This is a genomic window from Pseudomonas sp. efr-133-TYG-5 (genome assembly GCF_030209175.1).
Lineage (GTDB): Bacteria > Pseudomonadota > Gammaproteobacteria > Pseudomonadales > Pseudomonadaceae > Aquipseudomonas.
The window spans coordinates 71,258-85,814 of sequence record NZ_JARVSM010000010.1 but is presented as its reverse complement, the minus strand read 5'-3'; the positions used below and the strand labels follow the sequence as shown (position 1 = coordinate 85,814).

The window sequence follows — 14,557 nt, the reverse complement described above, 5'->3', positions numbered from 1 at the left end:
CATCGGGATTTACCTGCTTAGTCTTCGCTGGTGTGCACTTTGCGGTGCAGGATCGCCTGGAATTCATCGGCGAAGGTGTAGTAGCGGCTCAGCAAGGTTTCGCTGCGGGCAGAGAAACGGTTGTAAGCAATAACGGCCGGGATTGCGGCGAACAGACCGATCGCGGTCGCGATCAGGGCTTCGGCGATGCCGGGTGCCACAGTGGCCAGGGTTGCCTGTTGCGCGCTGGCCAGGCCACGGAAGGAGTTCATGATGCCCCAGACCGTACCGAACAGACCGATGTACGGGCTGACGGAACCCACGGTGGCGAGGAACGGCAGGCTCTGCTCGAGCTTTTCTTCTTCGCGGGAGATGGCCACGCGCATGGCACGAGCCACGCCTTCCATCACCGCTTCAGGATCGACGCCTGGCTGCTGACGCAGACGGGAGAATTCCTTGAAACCGGCACGGAAGATCTGCTCCACGCCCGAGTCCGGATCCGGGTTGCTGCCGGCCTGACGGTACAGCTTGGACAGGTCGATACCCGACCAGAAGCGCTCCTCGAAGCTCTCCAGGGCACGTCGACCGGCGCGCAGCAGATTGCTGCGCTGAAAGATCATGATCCATGAGGTCACCGATGCGGCTACCAGGGTCAACATTACCAACTGCACCACGATGCTGGCATTGCTGACCAGGCTCCACATGGAGGAATGGTCGACGACGTTAGCTTCCACGCTTTATCTCCTGCTTTGAGTGTGTACCCGTGCCGACCGCGTCGGCAAAGGCCGCACGCAGGTCTTCGGGAAGGGCCCGGGGTTTCAAACTGTTAGTGCGCACACAGGCCACCAGAAACTGCCCTTCGCAGAGCAGCACATTATCCGTTGCCCGCCTGACCTGCTGTTTGAAGCGCAGGCTGGCACGGTTCAATTCGATTACATCAGCGCTTACCAGAAGCTCGTCGTCCAGTCGCGCCGGCGCGTGGTAGCGCGCTTCGCTGGAATGCACGACGAACAACAGGTCCTCCCCTGCCAGCGCCGACTGGGCAAAGCCCAGCTCCCGGAGCCGCTCGGTTCGAGCCCGTTCCATAAACTTGAGGTAATTAACGTAATACACGATGCCGCCCGCATCGGTGTCCTCGTAATAAACGCGACAACGATGTGCGAACGGCCCAAGCCCGTTTTGCGCGCGCATACTCTAGTGCTTACTCCTCGGGTTGCCAATCCAGCCAGGCAACTGTTTTTCATTGTTCAAAGGCTTTACCGCAAAAGTACCGTCCTGTGACAGTACAAACGCTGAATAAATCGACAATAAATGTGTATTAATCGTCCACTGCATCGAGAAACTCGTCTACCACGGGCATCTCGCCCATTCGTGACGGAATGTTTAAACCGAAATGCAGATAGGCGTGCCGCGTCACTACCCGCCCGCGCGGCGTGCGCATGATGTAACCCTGCTGGATCAGGTACGGCTCCAGCACATCCTCGATGGTATGACGCTCTTCGCTGATCGCCGCCGCCAGACTGTCGATCCCCACCGGGCCACCGTCGAATTTCTCGATCATGGTCAGCAGCAGGCGCCGGTCCTGGTGATCGAAGCCGTGTTCGTCGACGTCGAGCAGATTCAGCGCCAGATCGGCAACGGCTTTGGTGATATGGCCCTTGGCACGGACTTCGGCGAAATCGCGCACCCGGCGCAACAGACGGTTGGCGATCCGCGGCGTACCGCGCGCGCGCCGGGCAATTTCGAAAGACCCTTCCGGGTCCAGCGGCAGGCCGAGAATCGACGCCGAACGGCTGACAATCGTCGCCAGATCGGCAGTGCTGTAGAACTCCAGGCGCTGGACGATGCCGAAGCGGTCACGCAGCGGGTTGGTCAGCATGCCGGCACGGGTCGTCGCGCCGACCAGGGTGAACGGTGGCAGATCGAGCTTGATCGAGCGCGCTGCCGGCCCCTCGCCGATCATGATGTCGAGCTGGAAATCCTCCATGGCCGGGTACAGCACTTCCTCGACAATCGGCGACAGGCGATGGATTTCGTCGATGAACAGCACGTCGTGCGGCTCGAGATTGGTCAGCAACGCTGCCAGGTCACCGGGTCGCTCAAGCACCGGGCCGGAGGTGCTCTTGATCGATACGCCCATTTCCTGGGCGATGATGTTGGCCAGAGTGGTCTTGCCCAGGCCCGGCGGACCGAAGATCAGCGTGTGGTCGAGCGATTCGTTGCGGCCACGGGCGGCCTGGATGAACAGCTCCATCTGCTCGCGAACGGTCGGCTGGCCGATGTATTCGGCCAGGCTGACAGGGCGAATCGCCCGGTCCTGGACTTCTTCGCGCTCACGCGGACTGTGCGTGGCGGCGATCAGACGATCAGCTTCAATCACTTAAATCATTCCCTTCAGGGCACGGCGGATCATGTCTTCACTGCTCAAGCCTTTCTCCTTGATCGCGGAAATCGCCTTGCTCGCTTCCTGCGGCTTGTAGCCCAGGGAAATCAGCGCGCTGACCGCGTCGGTTTCGGCACTGTTGACCGGCGCCGGGCCGTCGGGCTGGTTCGGCACCAGGGCGAACATGGCCGGCACGGTTTCCCAGGCCTTGAAACGATCCTTGAGTTCGACCAGCAGGCGCTCGGCGGTTTTCTTGCCGACCCCCGGCACCTTGGTCAGCGCCGAGGTGTCCTGGGATTGCACGCAGCGGATCAGTTCGTCGACCTCGAGGCTCGACATCAACGCCAGTGCGAGTTTCGGCCCGACACCATTGAGACGGATCAACTCGCGAAAAAAGTCTCGCTCACGCTTGCCGGCAAAGCCATAGAGTAACTGCGCGTCTTCGCGTACGACCAAATGGGTATGCAAGGTCAGCGGTTCACCGACCGACGGCAGGCGATAAAGGGTGGTCATGGGCACTTCCAGCTCATACCCGAGGCCGTTTACATCGAGAATCAGGTGCGGCGGCTGTTTTTCAGCCAGGGTGCCGCGCAAGCGTCCAATCACGTTTCAGATCCTTGAGCGTTGGCCAGCCGTGGGCTGGCGACTGACGGAAAGCGGTTTTCGGGCCGACGACCCAGGCGCAAAAGCCGCATTCCGCAAAAATGATTGCTGATGCTATCAGAGACGCAGGCGCCCGCCACGACTGCGTGCGGTTCCCAGACCATGCGGCAGCAGGCTGGAGCGGGTGTGCGCGTGACAAATGGCAATGGCCAGGGCATCCGAGGCATCGATCTGCGGTTTGCTGGTGAGCTTGAGCATGTGCATGACCATCATCTGCACCTGCTCTTTATTCGCCGCACCGGTGCCGACCACGGCTTGCTTGACCTGGGTGGCAGTGTACTCGGCAATCTCCAGGCACTCTTCAGCGCCAGCCACAATGGCGGCGCCACGGGCCTGGCCGAGCTTGAGGGCCGAGTCGGCGTTTTTCGCCATGAAGACCTTTTCGATGCCCATGGTCACCGGGCCGTAGGTCTGAATGATTTCACGCACGCCGCGATAGACGATCTGCAGGCGTTCATGCAGCTCGCCGGCGCCGGTGCGGATGCAGCCCGAGGCCACGTAGATGCAACCACCACGTCCGGTATCGCGAACGATCCCGTAACCGGTGATGCGCGAACCGGGGTCGATACCAAGAATTAAAGTCATAACGCCTGCAGATTCGGTAAAAGCACGATTTTCTAACCAACCCATAACAAATGTGGGAGCAAGCCTGCTCGCGAAAGCGGTTTAACGTCAGCAACGATGCTGCCTGAAAATCCGCATTCGCGAGCAGGCTCGCTCCCACATTGAAGCCTAGCCGCTCTCAACCGAGCTGGGCGGCCACGTCTTCCGGGATATCCGCGTTGGAATAAACGTTCTGCACGTCGTCGAGGTCTTCAAGCATATCGATCAGCTTGAGCACCTTCTCCGCACCTTCCAGGTCCAGTTCGGCGCTGGTGGTCGGCTGCATGACGATTTCCGCGTCGTCGCCCTTGAACCCGGCCGCTTCCAGCGCGTTGCGCACCGCGTAGAACCCGGTGAACGAAGTGAACACGTCGATCGAACCGTCTTCGTGAGTGACCACGTCATCGGCATCGGCTTCCAGCGCCGCTTCGGTCAGCGCGTCCTCGTCGACGCCCGGCGCGAAGCTGATCTGACCCTTGCGCTCGAACAGGTACGCTACGGAGCCATCGGTGCCGAGGTTACCGCCGCACTTGCTGAACGCATGGCGCACGGCCGCGGCGGTACGGTTGCGGTTGTCGGTCATGCACTCGACCATCACCGCCACGCCGCCCGGGCCGTAACCTTCGTAGGTCAGCTCTTCGACGTTGTCGGCCTCGGTCGCACCGGCGCCGCGGGCAATCGCGCGATCGATGATGTCGCGGCTCATGTTCGCACCCAGCGCCTTGTCCAGGGCCAGGCGCAGACGCGGGTTGGAACCCGGATCGCCGCCGCCCTGACGGGCCGCGACGGTCAGCTCACGGATCCACTTGGTGAAAATCTTGCCTCTCTTGGCATCCTGACGTTCTTTGCGGTGCTTGATGTTCGCCCACTTGGAATGACCTGCCATAACTCGCTCCGAATTCTCTTTGACTCATTGCCCGCCGCGCACACCGCGCCGGCCGGCAAACAAAAAATCTCGACCTGCCTTCAATCTGTACAGAAAGAAAAAAGGCGCATCCGAAGATGCGCCTTCAGGCCCGTCTTACTCAGCCTTTGGCGTTTCGCGCAAACGAATGTGCAGTTCGCGCAGTGCCTTGGCATCCACCACACCCGGCGCTTGCGTCATCACGTCGGCAGCACTCTGGGTTTTCGGGAAGGCGATCACTTCACGGATCGACTGGGCGCCGGTCATCAGCATCACCAGACGGTCCAGGCCGAAGGCCAGGCCACCGTGCGGCGGCGCACCGTATTTCAGCGCGTCGAGCAGGAAGCCGAACTTCTCTTCCTGTTCCGCTTCATTGATACCCAGCAGACGGAACACCGCTTGCTGCATTTCCTTGCGGTGGATACGGATCGAACCGCCACCCAGCTCGGTGCCGTTGAGCACCATGTCGTAGGCACGGGACAGAGCGCCGGCCGGATTGGCTTCCAGCTCTTCCGGGGAGCACTTCGGTGCGGTGAACGGGTGGTGCAGCGCCGAGAAGCTGCCGTCGTCGTTTTCTTCGAACATCGGGAAGTCGACGACCCACATCGGCGCCCACTTGCAGGTCAGCAGGTCGAGGTCGTGACCGAGCTTGATCCGCAGCGCGCCCAGGGCTTCGCTGACGATCTTGGCCTTGTCGGCGCCGAAGAACACGATGTCGCCATCGACTGCGCCCACGCGATCGAGGATCACGTTCAGCTTGTCTTCCGGAATGTTCTTGACGATCGGCGACTGCAGACCTTCAACACCGGCAGCGCGCTCGTTGACCTTGATGTACGCCAGGCCCTTGGCACCGTAGATGCCGACGAACTTGGTGTAGTCGTCGATCTGCTTGCGCGGCATGCTCGCCCCGCCTGGAACGCGCAGCGCGGCGATACGGCATTTCGGATCGTTGGCCGGACCGCTGAAGACCTTGAATTCGACTTCTTTCAGCTGATCGGCAACGTCGACCAGTTCCAGCGGGTTACGCAGGTCCGGCTTGTCGGAACCGTAACGACGCATGGCTTCTTCGAACGTCATGTGCGGGAATTCGCCGAATTCCAGATCCAGCACTTCCTTGAACAGGTTGCGGATCATGCCTTCGGTCAGGCCCATGATGTCTTTTTCGTCGAGGAAGCTGGTCTCGATGTCGATCTGAGTGAACTCAGGCTGACGGTCGGCACGCAGGTCTTCGTCGCGGAAGCACTTGGCGATCTGGTAGTAACGGTCGAAACCGGCAACCATCAGCAGTTGCTTGAACAGCTGCGGCGATTGCGGCAGGGCGAAGAACGAACCGGCGTGAGTACGGCTCGGCACCAGGTAGTCACGGGCGCCTTCCGGGGTAGCACGGGTCAGGATCGGCGTTTCGACGTCGAGGAAGCCGTTCTCGTCGAGGTAGCGACGGATGCTGGTGGTCATGCGCGAACGCAGACGCAGCTTCTCGGCCATTTCCGGACGACGCAGATCGAGGAAGCGATAGCGCAGGCGGGTTTCTTCGCCGACGTCGGAGTATTCGTTGAGCGGGAACGGCGGGGTTTCCGCTTCGTTCAACACCTGCAGTTCGTAACCCAGCACTTCGATCATGCCCGACGCCATGTTGGCGTTGGTCGCACCGGCCGGACGCAGACGCACCTTGCCGGTGATCTTCACCACGTACTCGCTGCGCACGCGATCGGCGGCGGCGAAGCTCTCGGCGCGATCCGGATCGAAGACTACCTGGGCCAGACCGTCACGATCACGGATATCGAGGAAAATCACCCCGCCGTGGTCGCGACGACGGTGAACCCATCCGCAAAGGGTAATTTCCTGGCCTTCCAGGCTTTCGTTCAGTTGGCCGCAATAATGGCTGCGCATCATGGTAGTGGTTTCGCTTCTCGTAATTCGAAATTCGGTGGAGATCCCGTCGCACTCAAGCAACATGGGAAAACTCGCGCGTGTCGTTCGACCTGGGCCTGAACCCTAGTCAGATTTGTCGCCACCGGCCAGATTCTTCTTCGCGCCGGTCTTGAAATCGGTTTCGTACCAACCGCTGCCGCTGAGGCGAAAGCCCGGCATGGACAGCAATTTCTTGAGCTCAGGCGCCTGGCAGGCAGGGCAGTCGACCAGCGCTGCTTCGCTGATCTTTTGAATGACTTCCAACTGATGACCACAGGAAGCACATTGGTAATCGTACATCGGCATGGAGGTGTCTCGGCGATCAGATTGCTGCCGCATACAGGGACGTGCGGCGAAAGGGCGAGATTATATCCATTAAATGCGGCCTGTGCAGCCGGAAGACTGCACAGGCCGTCCAGTCGTCAATGCGAGCGACCCAAGGTCCGCGGAGAATCCTTCAGGCCGTGCATCACACACACCACCCGCACCAGAGCGCTGAAGTTCTTCACCCCGCCATGGCGCAGGTGCACCTCGCGATCGACCCGCGACAGTAACGTGCCGACCGAACAGCAGTTATCTTCGGCCATGTCGCCAAGGATATTCCAGTAGACCTGCTCCAGGCGCATGCACGTCGCAAAGCCGTTCAGACGCACCGAGCGCGATAACGGCCGGATCAAGCCCATGTCAAATTCACCGAGAAACGGATCGACCGCCATGTCCTGGCGTGCCCCCGTCGCTCTGCCCGCTCGCCTGTCTCCATCTTCCATATCGTTGACACTCCTTTGCCAGCTCTGTGGGTTATCAGGGCAACATCCTGTGCCTTCATTAAAGGCGCAGAGGCAAAGGCATATCCAGATGACTTTATGACCGTCGACGTAGGATAAGCCGACTGGCCAGGGCGGATCCCGGAGCGGTAGCAGCCATCCGCGGCTTCCTACGACAACCTGCCCCTTTTCCCCGCCTACACAGGGAAAGGGGATGATCGCGCACGGACAACCTGCGCCCGTGCGCCAGCCCGGTCAGGCTTCCAGCAACGCGCGCAGCATCCACGCGGTTTTCTCGTGAACCTGCATCCGCTGCGTCAGCAGATCGGCGGTGGGCTCGTCACTGACTTTGTCCAGCAGCGGGAAAATGCCGCGCGCCGTGCGAGTCACCGCCTCCTGCCCCTCGACCAGTTGCTTGATCATGGCTTCGGCGCTGGGTACGCCCTCTTCTTCCTTAATAGAAGACAGCCGCGCATAGGTGGCGTACGCACCCGGCGCGGGGAAGCCGAGGGCGCGGATGCGCTCGGCGATCAGATCCACCGCCAGCGCCAGCTCGTTGTACTGCTCCTCGAACATCAGGTGCAGGGTACGAAACATCGGCCCGGTGACATTCCAGTGGAAGTTGTGGGTTTTCAGATACAGCACATAGGTGTCCGACAGCAGCCGGGACAGTCCGTCAACGATGGATTTGCGGTCTTCTTCACTGATACCGATATCGATTGCCATGCTTACCCCCTAACGGCGATTGAATTCATCCAACTGGTGCAGAACCACTCTAGCAAGGCTGACACCCCTCACGCAGCCCAAAATCGAAGCGATAGAGGCGACACATCGACGGGCACATTGCCACTGGCCGGGCTGATTTGAGTAGCTCAAGGGTTTGCTGTTAAATAGGCAGTGTGTCGCTACGTCCCGTTTTCCGGGGCCGCGCATAGGCTGATGCCGGGTACGTGTCCACCGCCTCTTATTGTTCCGAAGCGAACCGTGCGCCTTCAGCTCTTCCTTGTGAGCCGTCATAACGTGAGTCATTAAAAATGTTGAAAATCGTCCACCTGCTAATGGGCGCCGCAGCGTTGCTGCTGTCGTTCATACCTAGCCTGAAGCCTGAAGCCGTACCTTACCTGCAACAACCCGATGCACTTTACCTGGCCTTTTTCGGCCTGCTGAACCTGATCCTCGCTCCGGTGATTCCTTACTGGAACAAGGGTCCGCGCCAGCATCTGCAAAACCTGGTCAGCGCATTGCTGGTCCTGACCGTCGTCCTGCAAACCCTGACCCTGATCGCCCCGATGCCCGTCATCGCCGGCCAGCCAGCCGTGCTGTTCAGCCTGGTGATCGCCCTGGTCGCCGTGGTCCTGCATCTGGCCGTCAGCTTCTACAAATCGTCACCCGCCGCTGCCACGCAAAGCTACGACATGAGCAACCGCGATACCGGCACCGTCAAGTGGTTCAACACCTCCAAGGGCTTCGGCTTTATCTCCCGGGATTCCGGCGATGATATTTTCGTGCACTTTCGTGCAATCCGTGGCGAAGGCCACCGCGTCCTGGTCGAAGGCCAGCGCGTGGAGTTCTCGGTGATGAACCGTGACAAAGGCCTGCAAGCCGAGGACGTCATCGCCGCCCTGCCGCGTCGCTGATCCCCGCGCCAAAAAAAACCGCGAACAGCCAAGACTGTTCGCGGTTTTTTCATGCCTGGCAAAACCTCAATAGTGCGGCGGTGGCGCCTCTTCCTCGAAGGATCCGAACTGCCCGACCATTTCTTCCTGACGCTTGAGCAGCGCGGCCATCTGCAGTTGCAGGCGCTCGACGACGTTCTGCTGCGCCACCAGCACGTCGTTCAACGCCTGGATGGTGTCATCCTGAAACGCCAGACGGCTTTCCAATTCGGTAACGCGTTGTTCCAGGCTCATGGTTCAGCCCTCCAGAAAGGTGAATTCTTCAGGCAGCACCAGGCGCAGACGCTCGCGAATGGCCGCGACCTGATCCGCCGCATAAGGTGTTGCCGGGTGCTTGCCCCAGACCGGCGCCGGCCAGGCAGCGTCATCACGCTTGCGCACGATGACATGCATGTGCAACTGGCTGACCACGTTACCCAGGGTTGCCACATTCAACTTGTCGGCGTCGAACGAATCCTTGAGCACTTCGGCCAATGCAGTGGTTTCCTGCCACAGTTGCTGCTGATCGGCGACATCCAACTGAAACAACTCACTGATATCGTCGCGACGAGGTACCAGGATGAACCACGGATAGTTGCAGTCATTGGACAGCAACAACCGGCACAGCGGGAAATCACCGATGACCAGCGTGTCCTGTTGAAGTCGTGAATCTAAAGCAAACACTGCGCGCACTCCCGGCTGATCGACATAATTGAGCTTAGCGCCCCCGCACCAACCGCGGCGGGCCAAGCGACAGGCAGGCAGCATACCTGCGATTGCGCCGTCCTTCACGACAGCCGTGACCGCCCGTCGCCCGCGCCGACGCCCCGGCATGGGACATTTATCGCCACCGTGCACCAGCACGGAACCGACATCGGCATCGAACACCGAGCAATGACTGAAAAATCGCAATGCGTTCAAGGTCTCACCAAGCGACAGCTGTATGAATTCACTACAGCCGGTAAATTTTTTTGCACCAAAACCGCACAGTGCGTCTACGCTCAGTGCGGCGGCCATCCGCCAAATACTCACCCACAGGGTGAACCGGTAACGTTTTTGGTTGTCGTGCGCGATCACCCGGCGCGTCAACACCATAGCCATGGCGGCGTCAAGCCCGTACACAAAGGTGCCTGGGCCCCGTGTTTATAAGGTTTTTACAGTGGTTGGCGAGCGTGGAGAAAAATAACCGCAGCGATAATGCGGTTTGTGCACGCTTGTTGCATTCATACCCATATGGACTATAAGCGCACCACTGGAAGTGGTTGCCTTCAGTCCGATAAGAACAGTGGCAGGGTTGCCCGATGGAGATTCAAGTGTTTTGCCAGGGACTCTTTTTTAGCGATGCAAGAGGCTGGAAAACAGCGAGAAAGTTGTCAGTCCGGTTGCATCGGTACTGTGAATTTGCGACATCCACCACGCCAATTGCGACAGCGTCGTAAAGAAGGTGAAAGGTTAGATTCGCAAGTATCGCCAACATTGTCGGCGTGATATAAGTTTGCGCCGACACAAAAAGAAAGAGCCGCCCAGATAATAAAACAGGTGGGACGGCAGTACTCTTCTAAAAACCAAAGGAGCAAATCACGATGCGCGTGATGAAGTGGAGCATGATCGCCCTGGCTGTTGCAGCAGGCACCTCGCAGTTCGCAATGGCGTCCTCCCAGGACGAGTCGAAGGGTTTCCTGGAAGACCAGAGCCTGAAACTGAAGACTCGTATGGAATACATGAACCGCGACTACAAAAACGGCGCGGGCAACATTTCCAACGGTGACGGCACCTTCAAAAGCGGCTATCGCCAGGACACCGGTGTCAGCCAACTGCTGACCTACGAGTCGGGCTTCACTCAAGGCACCGTAGGCTTCGGTCTCGACGCCATGGCAATGGGTTCGGTCAAGCTGGACGGTGGCTCGGGTCGCCGCGGCAACGGCCTGTTTGCAGTCGACAGCGACGGCAACCCGGAAAAATCCCAGGGCAAGATCGGCGGCGCAGTCAAATTCCGCGTATCCGACACCGTCCTGAAATACGGTCAGCAATTCGTTGCCAGCCCGGTCTTCGCCACTGACGACAGCCGTCTGCTGCCAGAAGTCGCTACCGGTACCCTGATCACTTCCAAAGAGATCAAGGGCCTGGAACTGAGCGCTGGTCGCTTCACTTCCCTGAGCAAGCAAACCGGCATGGGCCGCGACAGCATCGGCGGCCTGCCTGATGAAAACGGTTTCGGCGGCAAAGGCCTGACCAACATCAACATCTTCGGTGCCAGCTACGCGTTCACCGACAACTTCACCGCCGCCATCGCCGCATCTGATGCTGATGACTACTTCAAGAAGCAGTACATCAACCTCAACTACACCCTGCCTATCGCCGAAGATCAATCGCTGAACTTCGACTTCAACGGTTATAAAACCGAAGGCGAAAAACGCGGTGACCTGGTTGACGCAATCGGCGACGGCACCACCGGCGTGGATAACAAACTGTGGTCCCTGGCTGCTGCGTACAGCATCGGTGCTCACAAATTCACCATCGCCCACCAGCGCTCCAGCGGCGACAACGCTTACTACTATGGCGTTGACGGCAACAGCACCATCTTCGTTGCCAACTCCATCCAGATCTCCGACTTCGTGGGCCGCGACGAGCGCTCCTGGCAAGCTCGCTACGACCTGAACATGAAGACCTACGGCGTACCTGGCCTGAGCTTCATGACCCGTTACGTGAAGGGTGACAACATCACCACCAACGGTCTGGGCGAAGGTAAGGAAAACGAGTGGAACGCCGAGTCCAAGTACGTGATCCAGGAAGGTCCGGCCAAGGATCTGTCGTTCCGTCTGCGTTACGCCATGTACCGTTCGAACGGCGCGTACAGCGGCTACTCGTCTGACAACAACGACACCCGTCTGATCGTTGAGTACCCACTGAACATCCTCTAATCGGGATAGGCAGCTGAAGTACTGTAGAGCCCTGCTCTAAAAAGAACCGCCCACCTGATTCAGGTGGGCGGTTTTTTTATGCCGCAAGTTTGTTTCGGTACGCAAAAACCAATAATAGCTTGCTACTTATTAGCCAGCGAACATTTACCCCGAACATAAAAAAACCCAAGAGTGCGAACAGCTCTTGGGTTTTGCCATTAATTAACTGACTGCGAAGCCAAGTATCAATGTTGTTACTGTGTGGCGGTTTCCTGAACTACGCGAATCACCCGTTGCGGAAACGGAATATCGATACCGGCAGTTTTTAAACGGTCGCGAGACTGTTCGTTAAACATGAACATCACATCCCAGTAATCTGCGGTTTTAACCCACACCCGCAGGGAAACCGTGATCGAACTGTCGCCCAGCGTCGAAATGACCGCTTGCGGCGCAGGATCCTGCAGGACGCGCTCGTCCTTGGCCAGGTCCAGCAGCACTTGACGGGCCTTTTGCAGATCCGCTTCGTAATCCACACCGACATCGAACACCACCTTGCGGGTTGGCTGACGGTTGGTGTTGGTGATGATGCCGTTGGACAGGTTGCCGTTCGGCACGATGATGGTCTTGTTGTCGCCCGTGCGCAGTACGGTGTGGAAGATCTGGATGCTGTCGACAGTACCCGCCACGCCCTGCGCTTCGATCCAGTCACCGATCCGGAACGGACGGAACAGCAGAATCAGCACGCCACCGGCGAAGTTCGCCAGGCTGCCCTGCAACGCCAGGCCGATGGCCAGGCCAGCCGCACCGATCGCCGCGACGAACGAGGTGGTTTCGACGCCGATCATCGACGCCACGCTGACGATCAACAGCACCTTGAGAATGATGTTGGCCAGGCTGCTGATGAAACCCTGCAGCGCCAGGTCGGCATTGCGCAGCGCCAGCAGGCCGCCGAGCTTCTGCGTGACCTTGTTGATCAGCCACCAGCCGATGGCCAGGGTAATCACCGCCAGCAGCACCCGGCTGCCGTATTCCATGATCATCGGAATCCACGCCTGGGAAGCCTTGACCAGGTTGTCCACCTCTGCGTTCAAATCCATCTTTTTTCTCCTGATTTCCGGCTACCCGGGGTGTAAAAAATCAGCGGCAGAAAGACCGAACCTGTTGAGGCTCAATCGTTTCTGCCGTTGCTTGGGCCTCGGACGCCTTAAACGCCGAGAGGTTCCCGCCTGGAAGGCTCAGTCGCGGAAGTTGTTGAACTGCAGCGGCATGCCGAATTCCTTGCCGCGCAGTGCCGCAATGGCTTCCTGCAGGTCATCGCGTTTCTTGCCGGTGACACGCACCTGCTCGCCCTGGATGGCGGCCTGCACCTTGAGCTTGGCGTCCTTGATGTGCGCGACGATCTTCTTCGCCAGCTCTTTGTCGATGCCTTCCTTGAGGATGGCGTCCTGCTTCATCAGCTTGCCCGAGGCATAAGCGTCTTTGACTTCCAGGCACTGCACGTCGATCTTGCGCTTGGTCAGGGCCAGCTTCAGGATCTCGATCATCGCTTCCAGCTGGAAACCGGCTTCAGCGGTCAGGTTGACGGTCAGGTCCTTCTCCTTGAACTCGAAGCTGCCCTTGCCTTTCAGGTCATAACGACGATCGAGTTCCTTCACGGCGTTCTCGACCGCGTTGGTCAGCTCGTGTTTGTCCAGTTCGGATACCACGTCGAACGACGGCATGTAATCTCTCCAATAAAAAGGCGCGCTCGATCGGGATGGAGCGCGCTTGGCTTGCGGTTAAAATCCGGCTCATTATAACGGGTCTTTTCCCACCGATACGGCGAGCCTTGCATGCCAGTACCTTACCGAGTGAAAAACTGATGTCCACCCCTTGGCACGTTCTCGGCGCCGGCAGCCTCGGCACCCTGTGGGCCACGCGCCTGGCCCGGGCCGGACTGCCGGTACGGCTGATCCTGCGCAATGCCGCGCGCCTGCACGCCTATCAGGCAGCAGGCGGCCTGACCCTGGTCGAACACGGCGAGGCCAGCACCTATGCCATCCCCGGCGAAACCCCGGAGCATCCCGAGCCGATCCGGCGCCTGCTGCTGGCCTGCAAGGCCTACGACGCCCAGGACGCCGTGGCCAGCATCGCCCAGCGGCTGGCGCCGGACGCCGAACTGATCCTGCTGCAGAACGGCCTCGGCAGCCAACAGGCCGTCGCCGCGCAGGTCCCGCAGGCCCGCTGCATCTGCGCGTCCAGCACCGAGGGCGCATTCCGCGACGGCGACTGGCGCGTGGTGTTCGCCGGTCACGGCTACACCTGGCTGGGCGACGCCGGCCATCCGGTGGCGCCGATCTGGCTGGACGATCTGCAGGCGGCAAACATTCCTCATGAATGGAGCCCCGACATCCTCACCCGGCTGTGGCGCAAACTGGCGCTGAACTGCGCGATCAACCCGCTGACCGTGCTCCACGACTGCCGCAATGGTGGCTTGCAGCAACATCACTGCGAAGTCGCCACCCTCTGCGCCGAACTCGCCGAGCTGCTCGAGCGCTGCGGCCAGCCAGCCGCGGCGGACAATCTGCAAGCGGAAGTCGAACGAGTGATCCAGGCCACGGCAGCGAACTTCTCGTCGATGTATCAGGACGTGGCCAACCGCCGCCGCAGTGAAATCAGCTATCTGCTCGGCCATGCCTGTAAAACCGCCGAGCGTCATCAGCTGCACCTGCCGCATCTGCAACAATTGCAACAGCGGCTGATCCGCCATCTGCACAGCCTTGGATTGCCCAGCGACTGAGCAGCGGCTACGCTGG

Annotated in this window: 17 protein-coding genes; 3 read left to right on the top strand and 14 right to left on the bottom strand. The window is 59.7% G+C overall.

The genetic code is table 11. The features are described 5' to 3' along the window. Nucleotides 1-17 precede the first annotated feature (17 nt). The 10 genes from tolQ to QRN70_RS26490 all read right to left on the bottom strand — a co-directional run bounded on the left by tolQ (nt 18) and on the right by QRN70_RS26490 (nt 7,933). Nucleotides 18-713: a protein TolQ gene (tolQ, locus tag QRN70_RS26535; RefSeq protein WP_285420822.1), complete on the bottom strand. Its 696-nt coding sequence runs from the start codon at nt 711-713 to the stop codon at nt 18-20. Beyond that, nucleotides 703-1,170 carry a tol-pal system-associated acyl-CoA thioesterase gene (ybgC, locus tag QRN70_RS26530; RefSeq protein ID WP_285420821.1) on the bottom strand — a complete coding sequence of 156 codons (468 nt, stop codon included), beginning with the start codon at nt 1,168-1,170 and terminating at the stop codon, nt 703-705. The genes tolQ and ybgC overlap by 11 nt, the downstream gene beginning before the upstream one ends. A 127-nt stretch (nt 1,171-1,297) precedes the next feature. After that, nucleotides 1,298-2,359 carry a Holliday junction branch migration DNA helicase RuvB gene (gene ruvB / locus QRN70_RS26525; protein WP_285420820.1) on the bottom strand — a complete coding sequence of 354 codons (1,062 nt, stop codon included), beginning with the start codon at nt 2,357-2,359 and terminating at the stop codon, nt 1,298-1,300. Next, nucleotides 2,360-2,968 carry a Holliday junction branch migration protein RuvA gene (gene ruvA / locus QRN70_RS26520; protein ID WP_285420819.1) on the bottom strand — a complete coding sequence of 203 codons (609 nt, stop codon included), beginning with the start codon at nt 2,966-2,968 and terminating at the stop codon, nt 2,360-2,362. 114 nt (nt 2,969-3,082) lie between these two features. After that, nucleotides 3,083-3,610 carry a crossover junction endodeoxyribonuclease RuvC gene (ruvC, locus tag QRN70_RS26515; protein ID WP_007962095.1) on the bottom strand — a complete coding sequence of 176 codons (528 nt, stop codon included), beginning with the start codon at nt 3,608-3,610 and terminating at the stop codon, nt 3,083-3,085. Nucleotides 3,611-3,767: 157 nt separating this feature from the next. Further along, entirely contained in the window at nt 3,768-4,514 is a 747-nt protein-coding gene (locus tag QRN70_RS26510; RefSeq protein ID WP_285420818.1) for a YebC/PmpR family DNA-binding transcriptional regulator, read from the bottom strand. A 135-nt stretch (nt 4,515-4,649) separates the two neighbouring features. After that, nucleotides 4,650-6,425, bottom strand: coding sequence for an aspartate--tRNA ligase (gene aspS / locus QRN70_RS26505; protein ID WP_285420817.1), 1,776 nt, complete (start codon nt 6,423-6,425; stop codon nt 4,650-4,652). 102 nt (nt 6,426-6,527) lie between these two features. Next, nucleotides 6,528-6,749: an FmdB family zinc ribbon protein gene (locus QRN70_RS26500; protein WP_285420816.1), complete on the bottom strand. Its 222-nt coding sequence runs from the start codon at nt 6,747-6,749 to the stop codon at nt 6,528-6,530. Nucleotides 6,750-6,865: 116 nt separating this feature from the next. Beyond that, complete coding sequence (locus tag QRN70_RS26495; RefSeq protein ID WP_285420815.1) at nt 6,866-7,210, bottom strand: ribbon-helix-helix domain-containing protein; 345 nt, start codon at nt 7,208-7,210, stop codon at nt 6,866-6,868. A gap of 252 nt (nt 7,211-7,462) precedes the next feature. Further along, the gene (locus tag QRN70_RS26490) at nt 7,463-7,933 is read right to left on the bottom strand and encodes a Dps family protein (protein WP_285420814.1); all 471 of its coding nucleotides are present in this window, start codon (nt 7,931-7,933) and stop codon (nt 7,463-7,465) included. 308 nt (nt 7,934-8,241) lie between these two features. On the opposite strand from QRN70_RS26490, the gene QRN70_RS26485 reads away from it, so the two are divergent. Further along, nucleotides 8,242-8,844, top strand: a complete 603-nt coding sequence (locus QRN70_RS26485; protein WP_285420813.1) for a cold-shock protein — start codon at nt 8,242-8,244, stop codon at nt 8,842-8,844. Between the two features lie 66 nt (nt 8,845-8,910). On the opposite strand, the gene QRN70_RS26480 is transcribed toward QRN70_RS26485, so the two are convergent. Then, nucleotides 8,911-9,117 carry a SlyX family protein gene (locus QRN70_RS26480; RefSeq protein WP_285420812.1) on the bottom strand — a complete coding sequence of 69 codons (207 nt, stop codon included), beginning with the start codon at nt 9,115-9,117 and terminating at the stop codon, nt 8,911-8,913. A 3-nt stretch (nt 9,118-9,120) separates the two neighbouring features. Further along, nucleotides 9,121-9,546 carry an HIT family protein gene (locus QRN70_RS26475; protein ID WP_285420998.1) on the bottom strand — a complete coding sequence of 142 codons (426 nt, stop codon included), beginning with the start codon at nt 9,544-9,546 and terminating at the stop codon, nt 9,121-9,123. A gap of 899 nt (nt 9,547-10,445) precedes the next feature. On the opposite strand from QRN70_RS26475, the gene QRN70_RS26470 reads away from it, so the two are divergent. Continuing rightward, the gene (locus QRN70_RS26470; RefSeq protein ID WP_285420811.1) at nt 10,446-11,783 is read left to right on the top strand and encodes an OprD family porin; all 1,338 of its coding nucleotides are present in this window, start codon (nt 10,446-10,448) and stop codon (nt 11,781-11,783) included. 233 nt (nt 11,784-12,016) lie between these two features. Here QRN70_RS26470 and QRN70_RS26465 read toward each other — a convergent pair whose 3' ends face one another. Next, nucleotides 12,017-12,859, bottom strand: a complete 843-nt coding sequence (locus QRN70_RS26465) for a mechanosensitive ion channel family protein (RefSeq protein WP_041068538.1) — start codon at nt 12,857-12,859, stop codon at nt 12,017-12,019. Nucleotides 12,860-12,997: 138 nt separating this feature from the next. Beyond that, nucleotides 12,998-13,483, bottom strand: coding sequence for a YajQ family cyclic di-GMP-binding protein (locus QRN70_RS26460; protein ID WP_285420810.1), 486 nt, complete (start codon nt 13,481-13,483; stop codon nt 12,998-13,000). A 140-nt stretch (nt 13,484-13,623) separates the two neighbouring features. Here QRN70_RS26460 and QRN70_RS26455 point away from each other — a divergent pair, with 140 nt between their 5' ends. Continuing rightward, a complete protein-coding gene (locus QRN70_RS26455; protein WP_285420809.1) occupies nt 13,624-14,541 on the top strand; it encodes a putative 2-dehydropantoate 2-reductase in 918 nt (305 codons plus the stop codon). Nucleotides 14,542-14,557 lie beyond the last annotated feature (16 nt).

Bases quoted from the DNA above. Each gene is read 5' to 3' on its own strand.
- QRN70_RS26500 (WP_285420816.1), bottom strand. From the start codon at position 6,749: ATGCCGATGTACGATTACCAATGTGCTTCCTGTGGTCATCAGTTGGAA.
- QRN70_RS26485 (WP_285420813.1), top strand. From the start codon at position 8,242: ATGTTGAAAATCGTCCACCTGCTAATGGGCGCCGCAGCGTTGCTGCTG.
- aspS (WP_285420817.1), bottom strand. From the start codon at position 6,425: ATGATGCGCAGCCATTATTGCGGCCAACTGAACGAAAGCCTGGAAGGC.
- QRN70_RS26510 (WP_285420818.1), bottom strand. From the start codon at position 4,514: ATGGCAGGTCATTCCAAGTGGGCGAACATCAAGCACCGCAAAGAACGT.
- QRN70_RS26480 (WP_285420812.1), bottom strand. From the start codon at position 9,117: ATGAGCCTGGAACAACGCGTTACCGAATTGGAAAGCCGTCTGGCGTTT.
- ybgC (WP_285420821.1), bottom strand. From the start codon at position 1,170: ATGCGCGCGCAAAACGGGCTTGGGCCGTTCGCACATCGTTGTCGCGTT.
- ruvC (WP_007962095.1), bottom strand. From the start codon at position 3,610: ATGACTTTAATTCTTGGTATCGACCCCGGTTCGCGCATCACCGGTTAC.
- QRN70_RS26460 (WP_285420810.1), bottom strand. From the start codon at position 13,483: ATGCCGTCGTTCGACGTGGTATCCGAACTGGACAAACACGAGCTGACC.
- QRN70_RS26490 (WP_285420814.1), bottom strand. From the start codon at position 7,933: ATGGCAATCGATATCGGTATCAGTGAAGAAGACCGCAAATCCATCGTT.
- QRN70_RS26470 (WP_285420811.1), top strand. From the start codon at position 10,446: ATGCGCGTGATGAAGTGGAGCATGATCGCCCTGGCTGTTGCAGCAGGC.
- QRN70_RS26495 (WP_285420815.1), bottom strand. From the start codon at position 7,210: ATGGAAGATGGAGACAGGCGAGCGGGCAGAGCGACGGGGGCACGCCAG.
- QRN70_RS26455 (WP_285420809.1), top strand. From the start codon at position 13,624: ATGTCCACCCCTTGGCACGTTCTCGGCGCCGGCAGCCTCGGCACCCTG.
- QRN70_RS26465 (WP_041068538.1), bottom strand. From the start codon at position 12,859: ATGGATTTGAACGCAGAGGTGGACAACCTGGTCAAGGCTTCCCAGGCG.